Below are 18,355 nucleotides of genomic sequence, written 5' to 3'. Positions count from 1 at the left end.
CGCGCGGGCGGGCGTCAACGCGCCATGCATAATCCACGCATATCAGGTGAGGGGAGAAGCGGTTGCTGGTGGACCTGGCCGACGCTGAAACCGCGACGTCGGGCGGCAAGGCCGCCGTGCTCGCCCGGCTCCTGAAGGCGGGCCTGCCGGTGCCGCCCGGCTTGGTCGTGCCGACCACCGCGTACGAGCAATCGGCCGAGCTGGTCGAGGAGATCGGCCGGGCGCTGCCGCGGATCGGCGGCGGATATGTCGCCGTGCGCTCGTCGGCCTCCGGCGAGGACACCGCCGACGCCACCGCCGCGGGGCAGCACGACACCTTCCTCGGCGTACGCGGCCCGGATGAGGTGGCCGAGGCCGTGCGCGGCTGCTGGGCCTCGCTGTGGTCCGAGCGGGCCGTCGAGTACCGGCGCCGGCGCGGAGACACGGCGTCGCCGACGATCGCCGTGCTGGTGCAGCGCCTGATCGACGCCGACGTCGCCGGGGTGATGTTCACCGGCGACGACATCCGGCTCGAGGCGTCCTGGGGGCTCGGCGAGAGCGTCGTCGGCGGCCGCGTCACGCCGGACTCCTGGACGGTCACCGGCGACGACATCACCCGCCGGGCGCTCGGCACGAAGCAGACCCGGATCGACCGCGCCGTCACCCGCGAGGTGGCGCCGGCCGACCGCGACCGCTTCTGCCTCACCGACGACGAGGTCACCCGGCTCGCGGTGCTCGGCCGGCGGATCTCCGAGCTGCTCGGCGGACCGCAGGACATCGAATGGGCGATCGCCGATTCCCGGATCTGGATCCTGCAGGCCCGGCCGGTCACCAGCGCCCTGCCGGCCGCGGCGGCACCCGCCGCCGACGACGACAGCGCATTCACCGGTACGCCGGGAAGCCCGGGAACCGCCACCGGACCGGCGCGCGTGGTGCACGGCCCCGCCGACTTCGCCCGCGTCCGGCCCGGCGACGTGCTGGTGTGCCGGACCACGGACCCGGCCTGGACCCCGCTGTTCGGGGTCGTCGCCGCGGTCGTCACCGAGACCGGCGGCCTGCTCTCACACGCCGCGATCGTGGCCCGCGAGCTGGGCCTGCCGGCCGTCCTGGCGATCCCGGCCGCGACGACGACCCTGCCGGACGGCGTGCCACTCGAGGTGAACGGCAGCACCGGCCGGGTCGCGCTCCGCCATGGCTAACGCGCTGAACTGCATGAATGCCCGCCGGATCGTCGGCGCGTCGATCGCCGTCGTCATCGCGGCGGTCGGCGGCCTGTGGATCCTCGGCAGGCTGCCCGGCGCGCCGATGCGCGCCGGCCCTCTCGAGGGCACCGATTTCGAGGAGTTGTGGGCGCCGCTGAGACCAGCCGACACCGGCCTGCTGTGGGGATCGCTCGTACTGCACAACCCGACCGGACACGACATAGTCCTGGAAACGGTGACCCTCGCCGACAACCCGGGGAGGATCGCCCCGTCGGCCGGTCCGTACATCTGGGACGAGACGCGTGTCGCGCTGCTCGACACCGGCTCGGTCAGCGCATATCAGCTGCCGCTGCCGAACACCTGGAAGCTGCCGCGCAAGCACCCGGTGAAAGGCTTCACCGTTCCCCCGCACGACGAGGACGGCAGCGTCGAGGTGCTGTACGAACTGCCCGTACCCGACAGGCCCACCACCATCGACGGCATTGCCGTCCGCTATCGCACGTCCGGCATCACCTACCGCAGGACATTCGACGTCACCATCACCGTCTGCCCGCCCGCCGACACCCGACCCTGCGATCGCACGGGATGAGGGCCCGGGCCGTCAGGACCAGTCGAAGGACATGCCCAGGCGGTCGGCGAGCGCCGCGTTGTGCGGCCGGTAGTAGGCCGTCAGCTCGGCCCGGACGGCGTCGTCCATGCCCGCGCTGGGCCGGTCGTTGAAGACGTCGTACGCCGGCAACTGGTACGGCGGCAGCCCGATGAACTCCAGGATCCGCGCATAGGTGGCGGCCGGCTCCCGGTACAGCGTCTCGCTGGCGACGAAGAGCAGCTGACCCCGGTCGAAGTGGTCCAGCCAGGGCGTCAGGTGCTCCAGGTAGCGGCCCCGGGCCCGGTAGGAGTACCAGTCGTACGCCTCGCTGTGGTAGTTCTCGTCGGCGAGCAGCCGGTCCCGCTCCCCCGCCGTCCGGGACTCCTCGGCGGCCAGCGCCGCGGCGAAGTCGAGCGGCTCGGCACCCTCGGTGCGCCGCTCCTTCCAGTGCGAGTACGCCCGCTCGACCGGGTCGCGCAGCAGCACGATCATCCGGGCCTGCGGCATCAGCTCGGCCACCCGGGCCGGCACCAGCGGATGGAACATGTACAGCGGCGCGGCCTCGCCGACCTTCGGCGGCGCGCCGTGCTTGCGTTCCAGCGCCGCCCGCTGCCGCCGCGTCGGGAAGTGCGAGCGGTACCACGCCTCGCCGCGCGGCCAGTTCTCCTCGAAGTAGTGCGAGGTCTTCGTGTTCCACGCGGGGAAGAGCCGCGGCACCAGGGGGTGCTGGATCAGGTAGCGCCACAGCGACGTCGTGCCGCCGCGCTTCGTACCGATCACCAGGAAGTCGGGCAGCGGCCGCCGGTCGCTGGTCCGCTCGCCGTAGCGGACCATCAGCTCCCGGACCCCTTCCGTGGCGGCCCGCGGTGCGACGCTCTTGATCCGGTCCTTCACGGTCACGACGGCCTCAAGCCGTCTTATAGGCGATAAGGGACTTAGTGAGGCCCATGACCTTCTCCGAACGCAGAACGGCGTCCGGGAAGTAGGCGCGCATCTGTGTCTTGTCCACCAGTTCCGTCCACAGCACGCGGGACAGCGCCTCCTCGCGGGTGCGGCCGGGGGTGTAGGCCAGCGGCCATTTGCGGGCCACCTCTCGGCGCGCGATCACCGGCAGGAACTGCATTCCGGGCGCTATCCAGTGCGGCTCGATCGGGAAGTAGCGGTACGGCGTCTGCACCCAGTACGCCGGCGCCAGCGCGTGCACCGCCTCGGCGAAGCGCAGCCGGCGCTCGTGACCGCCGACGTGCTCGATGACCGAGTTGCTGAACACCAGGTCGTAGCGCCGGGCGGCGATCTCGGCCGGCAGGGCGCAGGCGTCGCCGTGGTCCACCTCGACCCACTCCGGCAGGTCCGCCGGGGCCGGTTCGAGGTTCACGACGTGCACGTGCTTGGGCCGCACCGGGAGCCGGCGCCAGAAACCGACCCGGCCACCCAGGTCCACAACGGACATGTCGGACAGATTTGGAAAGGTCTCCGCCAGCCACCGCGATCGCGCTTCCCGGCGTTTCGCGCCCCAGGAATCGGGCCGGTCGACCAAGCGCCAACGCAGGGAATGAAGGTCCATCGCGGCAGGGTACTCCTAGCAGGAAGGGGTTTAATTACTACGGTTTGCCGGGCCGGGTCCGAGCTGGGCCCGGAGGTCCTTGAGCGCGAGGCGGACCCGTCCGCTGCCGAGCGAGGCGATCGCGCCGAGGGCGAGGACCGCGAGCGCGACACCCAGGCCGGCCGGCCCCCGTCCGCCCGCGAGAACGCCGGCGGCGGAAGCAAGACAGGTCACCGCCGCCACGGCGAGCGCGGTGCCCACCAGGGCACGGCCGAAGAGCGGCTCGCCGAGCGCGCTCCGGGCGAGGCCCGCGGCGATCACGTTCTCGCAGACGATCCCGAGAGACCAGGCGATCGCCGCACCCAGCGCGCCGTGACCCGGGATGAGCACGAAGCAGAGAATCACGTTCACCGCGAGGCCGGCCATCGTGGCGAGCAGGTGGCCCCGGCTGTTGCCACTCATGAGCAGCACGGTCTGCACCAGTCCGACGCCGACGTTGACGAGCATCGCGGCGGCCAGCACCACCATCGGCGCGGATCCACCGGCGAACCCGGCGCCGAACAGGGTGAGGAAGGCGGGGGCGAAGGCCGCCAGCAGCAGATAGGCGGGCCAGGACAGCAGCACGATCCACAACGTCGTGCGCCGGTAGATCTGCGCCGCCTCCCGCCGCCGTTCCGCGCCCAGCAGCCGCGACAGCTGCGGTGCGACGGCGACCCGCAGGCCCTGCATGATCAGCAGTCCGGCGAGGGCGTAGCGACCCACGGCACCGAAGACCCCCGCCTCCGCCTGACCGGCCAGCGCGGAGGTGAGCAGCACGCCGACCCACATGCTGCTCGCGTCGATCGCCGTCGACAGGGCGCGCGGCAGGGCGAACGACCAGAACAGCCGGCGGTCCGCGGTGGACGGCCGCAGGCCGGCACCCCGGCGCAGGCCGAGCGGGCCGACCAGGAGCACGGCGGCCGCCACGGCGGCGACCGCGAGGGGCAGCAGCCAGCCCGCGAAGCCCAGGACGGCGGACCCGGCGCCGGCGGCGACCGCGCCGATGAGCAGCGGCCGGGAGATCGGCACGGCGACCAGTTGCAGACCGACATAGGCACCGACCGCGCGGGTCGCACGGACCCCGCTGACCAGCACGGTCGCGATGACGAACACCGGTATGCCCACGCAGGCGAGCCGGACCAGGGTCGTACCGTCCGGCCCGCCGTCGAGCAGTGCCGCGGCGAGCGCGGGAGCACCGATCCAGCCGGCCGCCGCGACGGCGACGGCCACGGCGGCCGTCGGGACCAGGGCGAGGGGCAGCAGCCGGGCGGCGTCGCCGGCCGGGCCCAGGGTGCGCCGGGGCAGCGCCCACACGAGGCCGGTGTCGGCGCCGAGGCAGCACAGCGGGCCGACGATGCTGACGATTCCGACGGCGGTGAAGAACGCGCCCGACTCGGCCGGGCCGAAGACGCGCACGATCACGGCGGTGAGCACGAATCCGCAGGCCCCGTTCACGGCGGCGCCGAGCAGGCCGATCGCGCCGCTGCGCGCGCTGCGCCGCGACTCGATGTCCGCGGGCCTCGCGACGGTGCTCATGTGATCGGCTCCTTGGCCTGCCGGTTGACCGGTCCGTCCAGCGCGGCCAGTCCCAGGGCCAGGGCGAAGCACAACACGGACATGTTCGGATCGATGTACGAGTAGAACGGCGTCACCACCACGGCGATCACAGGCAGCGCGCTGAGCCAGAGGCCGGCGGGGCTGACGGCCGCGGTCAGACGACGGCCGATGACCACGAGGAGCAGGTAGAAGCAGCACGTCGCGGGGATTCCGTGACTGAAGAGCAGTTGCCAGATCATGCCCTGGGTGCCCAGCGGCTCGGCGGCGTGCGTGGTGTCCACCGACGTCGGCTGTCCGTAGCCCAGCAGCGGCGAGTGCAGCACCGCGGTCCACGTCTGTGCGTACAGGTCGAAGCGGTCCTTGTTGGTGTCGGTCGAGGAGGTCCGGTTGTTGATCATCTCGAAGACCGGGATGAAGAGCATCACGATCCACCCGATCAAGGCGATGCCGACGACCGGCACCAGCATCCGGATCCGGCCGCGCAGCGCCTCCCGGCCGAGCAGGTAGACGACGCCGGCACCGAGCCCGATGAACATGCCGCGGTTCAGCGTCATGAACGCCGGGACCAGAGACAGCGGCAGCGACACGAGCAGGACCGTGCGCATCTTCCCGCGGCGCACCGACATCAGGTACGCCAGCACGAACGGCACCAGGAAGCAGTACGCGGTGCCCCAGTTGTTCGTGTACGGGTACGGCGCGGACGGCCGGTAGATCGGGTTCTCGCTCAGCGGGTTGAACTCGGTGACATCCAGGTGTGTCACGGCCAGGATGTAGCGCTCGGAGGCGACGCTGTGCGGCAGCGCGAGCTCGAACGGGCTCGGAAAGCTGAACTGGGGCAGCAGCACGCCGAGCCAGCCCAGCGCCACCATGCCCAGCCAGAAGAACGCCAGCGGATTGGCCACCCGGGTCCACGGGGTCCGGTCGCGGATCAGGTTGTAGACGTAGACCCCGACCAGCACGCCGGTGCACAGGTGGCCCAGCCGCAGGCCGTACACCAGCAACGCGGTGACCTTGTCGAGCAGGGTGGCGCTGATCGTCACCAGGCCGAGGAAGACCAGCCAGAACACCGTGCCGGTGGGCAGCCGGACGCTGCCGCGGACGGTCAGCAGGGCCAGCAGCAGCACCCCGAAGAACGGCCAGGCGAAGTAGAAGACGCCGAGTCCCCACCAGAGCGGCATCAGAGCGAACATCACGAAGATCGGCCACACCGGCAGCATCGGCGTACGGATCAGCCAGGCGCCGGGCTCGAGAACCCCGGGCTCGACCGGCGCGACCGCGCGGGCCCGGGCGGGCGCGGTCGCCCGCACCCGCCGGACGCGCAGTCCAGGCCGGGCCAACCTCAGATCCCCTTGCCGCGCTTCTGCGCCATCCGCAGCAACCGCTCGCCGGTCGCCAGGCCCAGGATCACCGGTACGGTGACCAGCACCCGCTTCTCGGTGGGGTTGAGCCGCACGACGGCGGCGAGCTCGCGCAGCGCCTCCATCCGCCGGTTGCCCGAGGCGAGCGCGAACGCGATCTGCCCGCGCAGCCGGGCCATGCCGCGGCGGCTGCGGGCCAGCTCCGGGTGCTTGTCGATGAGGTAGCGCTGCGCCTGCACGATGGTCGCCCAGCGGCCGAAGTAGAACGAGCCGCCGTGCCAGTCGACGATGACCAGCGCCTGCCGGACCACCGCGATCGGCGTGTGCGCGGTGACCCGCAGCAGCCACTCGTAGTCCTCGCTGTAGCCGCCCGGGATGTCCTCGTCGACGTCGCCGACGGCGGCCCAGGTCGAGCGCCGCACCAGCATGGTGCTGGAGTGCACCTCCATGACCCGGTCGGCGAGCAGCTCGTCGAGGACCACGCGGTCGCGGTCGAGCACGCGCTCCTTGTCGATGCCGGGGCCGCGCAGCCGCAGCCCGCAGCTCACCGCGCCGATCGCCGGGTCGGCGAGCAGCTCCACCTGCCGGCTGAGCTTGGCGGGCAGCCAGATGTCGTCGTCGTCGCAGAACGCCAGCAGCTCGCCGGTCGCCGCGTCGACGCCGCTGTTGCGCCCGCCGGGCAGGCCCGGCCGGCGGCCGTTGTTGATCAGCTTCAGCGCCCGGTTCGGCCCGACCGGCACGTTCAGCTCGCGCACGTCGACGTGGTCGTAGACCACGACGCACTCGACGTGGCCGGGGTAGTCCTGGCCGAGGATGCCGGCCACGGCCCGCTCCAGCAGCCCGGGGCGGTCGCGGGTGGCGACGATGACGCTGACGTCGGGATGGTCCTGCCGCACTAGCGTCCCCCGGTGAGAACGAAGCCGACCGTCTGCGCGCCGGCCGAGCGCAGCCGCTCGACGAGGCGGGTCAGCTCGGCGTTGCGGGTCCGGTCCCGGGCCACGACCAGGACCGCGACGCCCTCCTGCGCGGCGCGTACGCCCCGCTCGTCGGTGTCGGACGGCGGCGCGTCGATCACGACGACGCCGCTGTCGGGCTCCTCGCCGAGCGCGACGAGCCGCACCACGCCGGCGCCGATCAGCACCATCAGCCGGTTCTCGAGGTCGGCCGCCGGCCTGCCCTGCGCCGCCGGCGCGGGCGCGGACGCCGCCGGCTGCCGGACGGCCTCCATGATCAGGGTGGCCTCGGGGTCGTTACCCGACACCCGCATCTGCGCCGGGGCCATGCGCGTGGACGCGGCGGGTGCCCGCGTCGCGGTGCCGCCGAGCCGGTCCGCCGCCGGCGAGCCGTTCAGCGCCGCGGAACCGGCCTTGCGGGGCCGCGGCGGGGTGCGCTTCTGCGCCGAGAACAGCAGCCGCTTGAGCTCCTCCTGGCTCGCCGGGGGGCCGGCCAGCACGACGTCCTGGCCCGCCTCGGCGAGCGCGACCGCGAGATTGCCGGTCACGACGGTGCGGCCCTCGTCGTTGCGGCTGGAGAGCACGACCAGCGCCCGGTCCGGGTGCCGGTCGATCCACTTGAGCAGCGCGAGCGACACGTAGCGGGCGTCGGCGGCCGCCGCGTCGTCGTGGTCGTTGCGCCCGGCGGCCCGGACCACGCCGAGCGCGGGCAGGCCGACCAGGTCGGCGGCCTGCTCGATGGAGCGGACCCGGCGGTCCAGCGCCTCGCGGGCGTGCGCGGCGACCACGCCGAGCAGCAGGCCGCCCAGCACCGCGCCGAGCAGGTAGACCGCGGCGGCGTCGTGGCTGGACGGGATCGGCGAGCGGGCCGCGGCGGTGATCGAGCCGGGGCTCAGGTCGGCCGAGGCCACCTTGGCGCGCGCGTTCGCGAGCTGGGCGATCTGGTCGTTGAGCGCGCTGACCTGGTCCAGCGTCGCCTGCGTACGCGGGGACGCGGTATCCGTGCTGTTGTGCTGCGTGGGCAGGTCCTTCTGCGCGGAGAGCCGCTGCGCGGTCACCGACTTGATCGTGTTGTCGTACGACAGGATCAGCGCGGCCCGCTGCTGCTTGTAGATGTCCTCGCGGACCCGCAGGTAGGTCTCCGCCGCGGTGTTCGCGCCGGTGATCGCGCTGTCCTCGGTGTCGCTCGCGAACTGGAAACGGAGCACCTGGCCGCCGGTGGGCACCTCGATGGAGAGCGCCTCGCGGATCTCCTCCGAGTCCTGCTGAAGGATCTGGGCGGTCGTGTCGATGACGTCGTTACTGAGCGCGATGCCGTTCTCGGCGGTCATGTTGATGGCCCGGTCGGCGCCGCTGGACGGCAGGGTGAACGGGTCGGTGACCACGGGGCGCAGAACGACGACCGTCGTCGCCCGGTAGGTCGCCGGGAAGAAGAGGAGATATCCGAGCACGACGAGCGTGACAATGCCCGCGACGGCCAGCACGATCCGCCAGCGGCGCAGCGGAATCCGTACGACATCCGCGAAGCCGATGACCCGCTGCCGGCTCGCGGCGACGGAATCAGTCACATCCATGAGTCGTCTCTCCCCGACAGATTCTGCAGTTGTTGCCTTCCCGGCCGCGCGCCTTTGCACGGCCGGGAAGGTGACTCAACGGAGTCTCTTCGCTACATAGACGTATTTATTTACGAGGTTGCGAAGAACAGTGTCTGATTGGACCACGTTGCCGCCGCATTCGGGGCCGCGACAACGGTGGCGGTCGATCCGGTGACCGCGGTCGTGGCGGCCGGATCGAAGGCTACCGTGCGCAGCGAGCCGTCCGTTGAGCCGTAGACGAGCTTGCCGGCGACCCAGGTCATGCCCCGCACGGTGCGCCAGTCGATGCCCGAGGTGGGCAGCGTGAACGCGGTGCAGCCGATGACGTAGCCGTCCGGCGTCAGGTACCGGTAGAACAGCGAGTTGCTGGTCGACGTCGTGTAGTACATGCGGCCCTGCAGGTAGAACGCGCCGGTCATGCTGCCGGGCGTGAACCAGGAGTTGTAGCCGCTGCCCACCCACGGCGCACCGATCGCGCCGGCGCCGCTGACGATCGAGATGTTCAGCACGCTGCCGCTCGGCGCGGAGCTGTCGACCTTGGCCCAGTAGAGCTTGTTGGACACCATGAACGCCGAGCGCGCCGAGGTGAGCTGCGGCTGGCTGACCGTCGCCGGGGTGCCCACCCCGCCCGGGCCGTACGGCACCTTGGTGACCTGGCCGTTGCCGGCGCCGAGGTAGAGGTAGCCGGAGGCGGCCTGCGGCGCGTCCTGCACGGGCAGGCTGCGGCCGCCGGACTCCGGGAAGTAGCCCATCCGCCCGTGGTACTCGTTGCCGAGGCCGTCCGCGTCGAAGCCGGAGAAGAGGCCGTCCGGGCCCTTCCAGAGCTCCCACATGATCGGGCCCCACTCGGTGCCGCCGGCCGGCAGCTGGCTGCCGGGCGAGCGGGTCGGGTTCCAGTTCAGCGGCACGCCGTTCTGCTGGTCCAGCGCGGCGATGCCGTAGCGGCTGACGCCGCCGGCGCCCTGCGCGTCGTTGCCGTTGGCGTTGTTCTGCCAGCGGAAGTGGCCGCCGACGTAGACGACGCCGTCGGCGACCTCGAGCGAGGTGACCGAGTCGGCGCCGGTGAAGTTGACCCAGGTGGCCTTGACGTCGGAACCACGGTCCGCGGTCTCCCACCGGGCGGTGGCGTCGCAGTACGCGTCGCCGCGGCCGCCGTCGGCGATGATGACGAAGTATTTGCCGTCGTCGCCGAAGTCGACGTCGCGCGCGTAGAACGGGAACGTGCCGCTGTAGCAGGCGGGGATGTAGCGGTCGGTGTTCCAGTTCGCGACCGTCGGCGTGCCGCCGGTCTCGATCATGACGACCTGGTTGCGGGCGTTGCCGTTCACGGAGGTGAAGTTGCCGACCGCGACGACGGTCTTGCCGTCGGGCGCGACCGCGAGGCCCCAGACCAGCTCGGTGCTGTTCGCGTACGGCCGGGCGCCGCTCGCGTCGATCTGGAAGGTGGAGTCGATCGCGCCGGTGGTCGCGTTGAGCCGGGCCAGCAGCGAGTGCTGGGTGCCGTTGATCCAGTGGAAGGCGCCGGCGATGTAGAGGTGGTTGCCGTTCACGATCGCGCGGCGCACGACGCCGCCGTCGGCCCGGCCGACCCAGCCGGTGACCGTCGCGCCGGTGGTGGGGTCGAGCTCGACCAGGTTCTTGCGCGCGACGCCGTTGACGGTGCCGAAGCTGCCGCCGACGATGAGCTTGCCGTCGGGGCTGACCGCGAGCGTCTGCACCGCGCCGTCGAGGACCGGGGCGAAGCCGGTACGCAGCGCGCCGGTGCCGGCGTCGTAGGCGATCAGGTTCTCCCTGGGCGTCCAGGTGGTGGCGCCGGCCGGCTTCACGCCGGCGAACGAGCCGCCCGCGTAGACCGTGTTACCGATCTGCGCGAAGGCCCGCATGCTTCCGTTCTGCAGGTGTGGCGTGTTGTCCGCCGGGTTGGCCGAGACCAGGGTCGCCGGGGCGTTCGGGGGTACGTATACGGCGCTCGCCGGTACGGCGGTCAGAGCGACCGTCAAACTCATCACCGCGGCCGGCACCAGGAACCTGGCGGCCTGCCGTGGCCGGAGTCGACGCTTCAGGGACACGTGCCCTCCTAATCAGAACTTAAAGATTGACGAAGCCTGGTGCGGCCCCGCCGGTCGCGCTATCGACCGTCCGGACGAGGACCTGGTCTATCGGACGAACATGTATGCACAAGGACGGGGCCGAATCGTGCATTCACGACGGAGCCAGCCGGAACGGAGCCAGCCGGAACGGCGCCACGGTCGGGCTGGACCGTACCGACCAGGCGGCCGCCTCCTCGAGATCCACGAGACCGACCTCCTCCGCCTCCCGGGCCACGACCAGCCTCCTGCCTTCCAGCTCCCGCGCCATCTCGACCTGGTGGTCGTCGACGTGCTCGCCGAACGCCTTGCGGCGCGGCACGTACAGCGCCCGCTTGCCGGCCTGCATCGCCGCCAGCGCGGAGCCGACGCCGGCGTGCGAGATGACGACGTCGGCCTCGGCGAGCGCCTGCCGCATCTCGGCGAGAGGCACCTGCTTTCGGGCTTCGGCGGGCATTTTATCGATAACGGTCGAACCAACCTGCCACAGGACGTCCCAATCCGGCGGCAGGAGGGTAACGAGATGATTGAGCAGGCGCGGAAAGGTGTAGCGCTCGTGCGTACCAAGGGTCACCACGACCTTGCGGATCGGGCGGGGCGCCGCGATCGGCTCGGCCTCGAACGCGTCGAAGATGGACCCGCCGTAGCGCCAGGTGGCGTCGGCCCACCCCGGGTACTGCGTGTAGAGGCGGGCGCGCGGCACCCGGGCGGCGAGCCGGCCGGTCAGCGACGGCCCGCGGGTGCGGGTCGCACTCTCGATGTAGGAGCACGGCACCCCGGCCGAGGTCGCCGGCACGAAGAACGCCATCGCGACGCTGGCCCCGGTGCTGATCACCTGCTCGTAGCGCTCGGACCGGAACATCCTCCGGGCGACCAGCAGGTCACGGACCGCGCCGACCAGGTCCCGGCTGGTCGCCGGCGGGACGTAGACCACGTCCTCGCCGTCGAGAAGCGAGCGGCTCTGCGGGCTGTCGAAGGTGACCCACCGGCGGTCCTCGACGCCGAGCCGCGGCCGGAGATCGTGCAGCTCGGCCAGGTGGCCACCGGTGGAGGCGACGAGCAGCGTCGTCACGGCGCCGTCGCCGTGACGGGCACGGCCGCCTCCGCGACGGTGTCGCCGGGCCGCGCCGCGGCCGGCTCCGGCGGCGCCTGGCCCGGATAACGGCCGGCCAGGATGCAGACGGCGATCGCGTACCCGAGGAACAGCGCGGGCCCGAAGATCAGCCCGCTGATCACGTCGGTGATCCAGTGCTTCTGCACGTAGATCCGCGAGTAGCCCTCGTAGGTGGCCATGACCAGCACGATCGTGCCGAGGGCCACGTGCCAGCGCCGGCTCAGCCGCCAGGTGAGCGCGATGAAGAGCGCGATCGCCCCGAAGGTCATCACGATCCGGGCGATGCCGCCGGACGGGTACGAGCCGAGCCCGGTGGGCGGGTGCCCCCGGTTCACCATCCCGGCGAGGATGGCCTGCACGTACTGCTCGAGCGGGAAGCTGAGCAGGATCGCGACGAGCGGGATCCAGAACCGCCGGCGCCAGAACACGGCGAAGAACACCGCGGACACCACGACCACCTTCTTCAGCGGGTCGCGGTCGCCGAGCGCGGTGTACACCCAGTTGAAGTCCTCGAAGCCGGGGCTGCGCCGGTCGGTGACCCAGAGCAGGACGGGCCAGTCCACCGCGTCCTCGAGGGCGTGCGCGAGCAGGCCGACGGGCCAGAAGACCGCGACGACCAAGGCGGCCCAGAAGAGCACGAAGGCGAGCGCCGTCGCCGGCCGCCCGAGCGTCGTGATCAGGCCCGCAACGGATTCACGGGTCTTCGCCGCGAGCCTGCCCCGGGCCAGCCGCCGGCCCGGGCTCCGCGCGAGCAGCGGCCCGGCGACCGCCGGCACGATCACCGCGAACGCGGCGACGAAGTAGAGCAGTACCACCGAACAGTCCCCATCCCGCGGCATCCCGACCGCTTGAAACCGACGAACCTTGCAACGGCGCCCCACGCGCCGATCGATCAGTAGGCGCCCGCGCCCCGCATGACGACCGTCGCGGTCCGCATGAGGATCACCAGGTCGACGGTGAGTGACCAGTTCTCCACGTACCGCAGGTCGAGCCGGATCGAGTCCTCCCAGGACAGGTCCGAGCGCCCGCTCACCTGCCAGAGCCCGGTCATGCCGGGCTTGACCACCAGCCGCCGCCGCATGTCCTGCGGATACCGCTCGACCTCGCTCGGCAGCGGCGGGCGAGGACCGACCAGCGACATCTCGCCCAGCAGCACGTTGATCAGCTGGGGCAGCTCGTCGACCGAGTACCGGCGCAGGATCCGCCCGGACCGGGTCACCCGCGGGTCGTCGCGCATCTTGAACAGCACGCCGGTGAACTCGCTCTGCCCGCGCATCGCCTCGAGGCGGGCCTCGGCGTCGGTGTGCATCGTCCGGAACTTGTACATCCGGAACGACTCACCGCCGCGGCCGACCCGGACCTGGCGGAAGAACACCGGCCCGCCGCCGTCCAGCCGGACGACGAGCGCGACCAGCAGGAACAGCGGCGCGAGCAGCAGAAGCAGCAGCGCGGCGACCGAGATGTCGAAGATCGACTTGATCAGCCGCCGCCCGCCGGAGAGCCGGGGGTGCTCGATGTGCATCATCGGCAGCCCGTCGACCGGGCGCACGGTGATGCGGTCGCCCGCGGTGTCGACCAGCGACGACGAGACGATCAGGTCGATGTCGTCGCGCTCGAGCTCCCAGGCGAGGCGGCGCAGCATCGGGCCGTCGAGCTCCGGGCAGGACAGCACCATCACCGTGTCCGCGCCGGCCGCCGCCGCCGAGTTCGCGGCCGCGTCCAGGGCGCCGAAGACCGGGACGTCGACGGTCCGCGCCGCGTCGCCGAGCTGATCGTCGGGCAGGCAGGCGCCGACGACCTGGAGGCCGTGGTGCGAGCGGCGGTGCAGCTGGCCGGTCATCTGCGCGACGGCGCCGGCGTGGCCGAGCACCAGCACCCGGTGCATGCAGGCGCCGCGACGGCGTGCCTGGTGCAGCACCTTGCGCAGCACGAAGCGGCCGGTCAGCGACAGCACGGTGGTCAGCACGAGCGCGATGGACAGATAGCCGCGGGCCAGGTCCGCGTTGGCCACGTAGGAGGCCAGGGCGATGCCGAGCGTCAGGCGTACGCCGGCGCGCAGCACCAGCTGGTACTCCTCGCCGCCCATGAAGAGCACCCGCCGCTCGTAGGCGTGCGTGATCGCCAGCAGCCCGACCCACACCGGCGGGATGAGCGCGGAGAGCGCCAGGTACCAGTCCGCGTACGGCGCGCCCTGGAAGCGCAGCACGAACGCGGCGAGCGTGGCGATCAGCGTCGCCCCGAAGTCGATGACCAGGAGCAGCTTGACGTAGCGCGCCTCCCACACCCAGCGGTCGGCGTGCGCCCGTTCGCCGGATATGCCGAGGTCCCGCTCGGTGAATCCGGAATACGCGGTAGTTGGAATCGGTCCGGTCGCGGCGCTGTCCGCCGCCGTTTCCGTCGTTGTCACGACGCCCCTGCCTCCAGTGAGACCCCACGCCCACTCGGCAATTTCACGCACACGGTTGCCACGCCCCCCAAACCCTCGCCCCCGAACTGCAAGGCGCAAGGACGCTCAGGCGGTGAAGGCTAGACGAGGTTCAGGAGAATACCGACCCCTGGCGAGAAATGTTTAACGAAGCTCAACGTTGTTTTCGGATGCCGGATCGGGCGGCATCCAGGTGCATTGCAGGTTAACTCGGCACCACAGCGGACAAAATATCAGGCGTGCCGATGATGGCGGAAGTCTGCGCCGCGCGCAAACCATTGTCCGATTCCTCACGCATTGGCGCTCGTGATTTGTCCGGTAGATGAACCTGCGGCGTCGCACGGTAACACAACCGATTCGGAGCGCGTCCACGGGGCAGCCAGGATCATCGATGTCAGCGGCCGCCGCGCGACCCTCCCTGTGAGACACGCCCGCCGATCGGCCGACTTGACAGTGGAGCGATCCGTCAAGATCAGATCAGGCCGAGGCTCATCGCCCGGGTCACCGCGGCGGTACGGTCGGCGACCTCCAGCTTGGCGAAGGCCCGCAGCAGGTGCGTCTTCACCGTGGCCTCCGTGATGAACAGCGCGCGGCCGATGTCCGCGTTGGTCAGGCCCTGCGCCACCAGGCCCAGCACCTGCGCCTCCCGGGCGGACAGCGCCGGCGGCGCCGGGCCGCGGACCTGACGGACCAGGGTGGAGGCCACGCTGGGCGCGAGCACGGTCTCGCCGCGGGCGGCGGCCCGGACGGCGGCGGCCAGCTCGCCAGGCGAGGCGTCCTTGAGCAGGTATCCGCCGGCGCCGGCCTCGATCGCGCGCAGGATGTCGCGGTCCGACTCGTAGGTGGTCAGCACCAGCACGCGAACGCCGGGCACGGTCGCGAGGATCCGCGCGGTGGCCTCCACGCCGTCCCCGCCGGGCATCCGGAGGTCCATCAGCACGATGTCCGGCCGCAGCTCGGCCGCCAGCGCGGCGCCGTCCGGACCGGAGGCCGCCTCGCCGACCACGCCCAGGTCCGGCTCCGCCTCCAGCATGCCGCGCAGCCCGTGCCGGACCACGGGGTGGTCGTCGACCAGGATCAGCCGGATCACGCCGGCACCTCCACCTCGACGACGGTGCCGGCGCCCGGGTCGCTGTGCACCGCCACCGTGCCGTCCACCTGCTCGGCCCGGGCCCGCATGCCCGCCACCCCGAAGCCGTGCGCCGCCGCGGGCTCGAAGCCGCGGCCGTCGTCGCGGACCACCAGCCGTACCCGGTCCGCCCCGAACGCCAGCAGCACCGTGACGTTCTCCGCGTCCGCGTGCCGGCGGGCGTTGGCCAGGGCCTCCTGCGCGGCGCGCAGCAGCACGACCTCGACCGCGGTCGGCAGGGGCCGGGCCGCCCCGGTGATCCGGCACGTCGCCGCCGTACCGGTCTCCTCGGTGAAGCGTGCCGCCTGCCGGCGTACGGCATCGGGCAGCGAGCCGGCGGCCAACGCGGACGGCGACAGGGCCGCGACCAGCGACCGCGACTCGGCCAGGTTCTCCCGGGCGGTACGCACGGCCAGCGCGAGCCGCTCGTCGGCGAGCCCGGGATCGGCGGCCTGCAGCAGCGTGACGATGCTGGTGAAGCCCTGCGCCAGGGTGTCGTGGATCTCGCCGGCCAGCCGGGCCCGCTCGGCGGCGACGCCGGCCTCGTGCGACAGCCGCGCGACCTCGGCCCGGCTGCTCTCCAGCTCCGCGATCAGGACGGCCCGCTCGGCGCTCTGCTCGGTCACCCGGTTGATCCAGACGCCGAGCCAGACCGCGACGGCGGACGACATCACGAAGATCGGCCCGAGATGGGTGACGAAGCCGGCACCGAAGCGCAGCCAGCCGGCGACCGCCGGCAGCAGGTTCGCGCAGACGACCGCCACCACGGCGGGACGGATGTCGAGGACCATGAAGATCAGCGGAGAGAGCGCGAAGAGCAGGTAGCCGACGGTCGGCACCGCGAACACGCCGACCGCGAAGGCCACCAGGATCGCGACGACGAACGCCGCCCCGGCGTCCGGCCGCCGGCCCCAGAACGCGTACAGCCCGGCGATGAGCGCGATCGCGGCGACCGCGACGGCCCGCTGGCCGGCCGGGGTCCCGGACTGGGCGAGCACCGCCGCCGCCACCGCGAGGGCGACGACGGCGAAGCAGAGGCGCCACAGGTACGACCAGCGCTCGACGGCCTCCTCGCGGTCCGGCGGCGTCACGCCTCGCGCCGTTCCCTCCAGCGAAAGCTCACCAGGCATAACACCAATCCGACCACACACCAGCAGCACAGGACCAACGCGATCCGGCCGAGCTCCCAGGCGCCGCCGGCCTCGAGGCCGAGCGCGGTGTCCGGCAGGAACACCGAGCGGAACCCCTGCGCCATCCACTTCACGGGGAAGATCGAGGCCACCGTGATCATCCAGTCCGGCAGCCGCGTGATCGGGTGGATGAAGACGCCGGAGAGGAACTGGAGCGCCACCACCGGCGCGTTGAGCACGGCGCCGGCCGTCCGGGCCGAGCGGACCAGCGCGCTGGCGGCGATGCCGAGCAGTCCACAGGCGACGACCGAGAGCGCGAAGAGCCAGCCGAACGTGAACCACCGGCCGGCGTCGGTCGGCACCGGCACGTCGAAGAGGAACACCCCGACGGCCAGCAGGGCGGCCGCCTCGGCCGCGGTCAGGGCCGCGACCAGGACCAGCTTGCCCAGGAAGTACGCGGTGGCCGTCACCGGCGTGCCGCGCAGCCGCTTGAGCGTGCCGTCCTCGCGGTCGCCGGCGATGCCGACGCCCATGGTGATGAACGCCGTCGAGACGATCCCGTACGCGATCATGCTGGCCGAGAAGACCCGGGCGGCGCCGAGGCCGGGGTGGTCGTAGTCGTCGGAGAAGATCGTCCCGAAAAGCATCAGGAGCAGCGCCGGGAAGAAGAAGCTGAAGATCATCGCGGTCCGGTCCCGGACGAACTGCAGCAGCTCGATCCCGCCCCGGCGCAGCCCGGTCCGGGCGGTGGACGGCAGCGTCGCGGCGGTCATCGTGCCTCCCCGATCAGGGTCAGATAGGTGTCCTCGAGGCTCGGCCGGGTGACGGCGAGCGTGCTGAGGTCGGTGCCCGCGGCGGCCAGCCGGCCGATCAGCGCTGTCGGGTCGTCGGTGTGCTCCACCCGCGGGCCGTCCGCGCCGGCCCACGAGACGACGACGCCCGCGGCGGACCGGCCGCCGAGCGTGGCCGGGGTGCCCTCGGCGACGACGACCCCGCCGGCGATGACCGCCAGCCGGTCGGCGAGCGCCTCGGCCTCGTCGAGGTAGTGGGTGGTGAGCAGGATGGTGGTGCCCTCGGCGGCCAGCACCCGGACCAGCTCCCAGAACTTCCGGCGGGCCTGTGGGTCGAAGCCGGTCGTCGGCTCGTCGAGGAAGAGCACCTCGGGACGCCCGACGATGCCCAGCGCGACGTCGAGGCGGCGGCGCTGACCGCCCGACAGCGTGCGTACCCGGGCCCGGGTCTTGTCCGCGAGCCCGACCAGGTCGATGACCTCGGCGGCGCGCCGGGGCCGGGGATAGCAGCCGGCGAGGTGCCGGACGGTCTCGCCGACGGTGAGGTCGGCGGCGTCGGACGCCGACTGCGCCACGATGCCGATCCGGGCCCGCCAGGCCCGGCCCGCAGCGGCCGGATCGGTGCCGAGCACCCGGACCTCGCCGGCGTCGCGCCGGCGGTGCCCCTCGAGGATCTCTACGGTGGTGGTCTTCCCGGCGCCGTTCGGCCCGAGCAGGGCGAAGACCTCGCCGCCGGTGATGGCGAGGTCGATGCCGGCTACGGCCTCATGCCCGCCGTACGCCTTGCGGAGGCCGCGTGCCTCGATGGCTGTCATGCCGGAAAGCATCGCGCCCGGCGGGTGCCCGCCGGGACGACCGCGCGGT

The 18,355-nt window shown here is 72.2% G+C and carries 16 protein-coding genes; 2 read left to right on the top strand and 14 right to left on the bottom strand.

Annotated features, from left to right (window positions below; genetic code table 11):
* Positions 1-68: 68 nt before the first annotated feature.
* Positions 69-1,178, top strand: a complete 1,110-nt coding sequence (locus ACIBSW_RS28765; RefSeq protein WP_354718953.1) for a PEP/pyruvate-binding domain-containing protein — start codon at positions 69-71, stop codon at positions 1,176-1,178.
* Entirely contained in the window at positions 1,171-1,770 is a 600-nt protein-coding gene (locus ACIBSW_RS28760) for a hypothetical protein (RefSeq protein WP_354718771.1), read from the top strand. The genes ACIBSW_RS28765 and ACIBSW_RS28760 overlap by 8 nt, the downstream gene beginning before the upstream one ends.
* Positions 1,771-1,782: 12 nt before the next feature.
* Here ACIBSW_RS28760 and ACIBSW_RS28755 read toward each other — a convergent pair whose 3' ends face one another.
* The 14 genes from ACIBSW_RS28755 to ACIBSW_RS28690 form a co-directional block, all read right to left on the bottom strand.
* Complete coding sequence (locus ACIBSW_RS28755; RefSeq protein ID WP_354718955.1) at positions 1,783-2,664, bottom strand: sulfotransferase domain-containing protein; 882 nt, start codon at positions 2,662-2,664, stop codon at positions 1,783-1,785.
* Between the two features lie 13 nt (positions 2,665-2,677).
* Positions 2,678-3,334, bottom strand: a complete 657-nt coding sequence (locus ACIBSW_RS28750; RefSeq protein ID WP_354718773.1) for a class I SAM-dependent methyltransferase — start codon at positions 3,332-3,334, stop codon at positions 2,678-2,680.
* Between the two features lie 30 nt (positions 3,335-3,364).
* A complete protein-coding gene (locus ACIBSW_RS28745; protein WP_354718774.1) occupies positions 3,365-4,888 on the bottom strand; it encodes a polysaccharide biosynthesis C-terminal domain-containing protein in 1,524 nt (507 codons plus the stop codon).
* Positions 4,885-6,246 carry an O-antigen ligase family protein gene (locus ACIBSW_RS28740; protein WP_354718776.1) on the bottom strand — a complete coding sequence of 454 codons (1,362 nt, stop codon included), beginning with the start codon at positions 6,244-6,246 and terminating at the stop codon, positions 4,885-4,887. The genes ACIBSW_RS28745 and ACIBSW_RS28740 overlap by 4 nt, the downstream gene beginning before the upstream one ends.
* A gap of 2 nt (positions 6,247-6,248) precedes the next feature.
* Complete coding sequence (locus ACIBSW_RS28735; RefSeq protein WP_354718778.1) at positions 6,249-7,163, bottom strand: glycosyltransferase family A protein; 915 nt, start codon at positions 7,161-7,163, stop codon at positions 6,249-6,251.
* Positions 7,163-8,794: a hypothetical protein gene (locus tag ACIBSW_RS28730; protein ID WP_354718779.1), complete on the bottom strand. Its 1,632-nt coding sequence runs from the start codon at positions 8,792-8,794 to the stop codon at positions 7,163-7,165. Before ACIBSW_RS28730 ends, ACIBSW_RS28735 begins: the two co-directional genes overlap by 1 nt.
* Positions 8,795-8,904: 110 nt before the next feature.
* The gene (locus tag ACIBSW_RS28725; protein WP_354718957.1) at positions 8,905-10,821 is read right to left on the bottom strand and encodes a delta-60 repeat domain-containing protein; all 1,917 of its coding nucleotides are present in this window, start codon (positions 10,819-10,821) and stop codon (positions 8,905-8,907) included.
* Positions 10,822-11,017: 196 nt separating this feature from the next.
* Positions 11,018-11,974, bottom strand: a complete 957-nt coding sequence (locus ACIBSW_RS28720) for a glycosyltransferase (protein WP_354718781.1) — start codon at positions 11,972-11,974, stop codon at positions 11,018-11,020.
* Positions 11,971-12,831: a phosphatase PAP2 family protein gene (locus ACIBSW_RS28715; protein ID WP_354718782.1), complete on the bottom strand. Its 861-nt coding sequence runs from the start codon at positions 12,829-12,831 to the stop codon at positions 11,971-11,973. The genes ACIBSW_RS28720 and ACIBSW_RS28715 overlap by 4 nt, the downstream gene beginning before the upstream one ends.
* A gap of 77 nt (positions 12,832-12,908) precedes the next feature.
* Entirely contained in the window at positions 12,909-14,423 is a 1,515-nt protein-coding gene (locus tag ACIBSW_RS28710; RefSeq protein WP_354718784.1) for a sugar transferase, read from the bottom strand.
* Positions 14,424-14,913: 490 nt separating this feature from the next.
* Positions 14,914-15,531, bottom strand: coding sequence for a response regulator transcription factor (locus ACIBSW_RS28705; RefSeq protein WP_354718786.1), 618 nt, complete (start codon positions 15,529-15,531; stop codon positions 14,914-14,916).
* Complete coding sequence (locus ACIBSW_RS28700) at positions 15,528-16,661, bottom strand: sensor histidine kinase (protein ID WP_354718788.1); 1,134 nt, start codon at positions 16,659-16,661, stop codon at positions 15,528-15,530. Before ACIBSW_RS28700 ends, ACIBSW_RS28705 begins: the two co-directional genes overlap by 4 nt.
* Entirely contained in the window at positions 16,658-17,473 is an 816-nt protein-coding gene (locus ACIBSW_RS28695; RefSeq protein ID WP_354718790.1) for an ABC transporter permease, read from the bottom strand. The genes ACIBSW_RS28700 and ACIBSW_RS28695 overlap by 4 nt, the downstream gene beginning before the upstream one ends.
* Positions 17,470-18,306: an ABC transporter ATP-binding protein gene (locus ACIBSW_RS28690; RefSeq protein ID WP_354718791.1), complete on the bottom strand. Its 837-nt coding sequence runs from the start codon at positions 18,304-18,306 to the stop codon at positions 17,470-17,472. The genes ACIBSW_RS28695 and ACIBSW_RS28690 overlap by 4 nt, the downstream gene beginning before the upstream one ends.
* Positions 18,307-18,355 lie beyond the last annotated feature (49 nt).

The organism is Actinoplanes sp. NPDC049668, from assembly GCF_044465445.1.
GTDB lineage: Bacteria > Actinomycetota > Actinomycetes > Mycobacteriales > Micromonosporaceae > Actinoplanes.
Note: the sequence above shows the minus strand (reverse complement) of the source record. Positions and strands in the feature narration are given on the sequence as shown.

Bases quoted from the DNA above. Each gene is read 5' to 3' on its own strand.
- ACIBSW_RS28760 (WP_354718771.1), top strand. From the start codon at position 1,171: ATGGCTAACGCGCTGAACTGCATGAATGCCCGCCGGATCGTCGGCGCG.
- ACIBSW_RS28750 (WP_354718773.1), bottom strand. From the start codon at position 3,334: ATGGACCTTCATTCCCTGCGTTGGCGCTTGGTCGACCGGCCCGATTCC.
- ACIBSW_RS28745 (WP_354718774.1), bottom strand. From the start codon at position 4,888: ATGAGCACCGTCGCGAGGCCCGCGGACATCGAGTCGCGGCGCAGCGCG.
- ACIBSW_RS28730 (WP_354718779.1), bottom strand. From the start codon at position 8,794: ATGGATGTGACTGATTCCGTCGCCGCGAGCCGGCAGCGGGTCATCGGC.
- ACIBSW_RS28725 (WP_354718957.1), bottom strand. From the start codon at position 10,821: ATGAGTTTGACGGTCGCTCTGACCGCCGTACCGGCGAGCGCCGTATAC.
- ACIBSW_RS28695 (WP_354718790.1), bottom strand. From the start codon at position 17,473: ATGACCGCCGCGACGCTGCCGTCCACCGCCCGGACCGGGCTGCGCCGG.
- ACIBSW_RS28690 (WP_354718791.1), bottom strand. From the start codon at position 18,306: ATGACAGCCATCGAGGCACGCGGCCTCCGCAAGGCGTACGGCGGGCAT.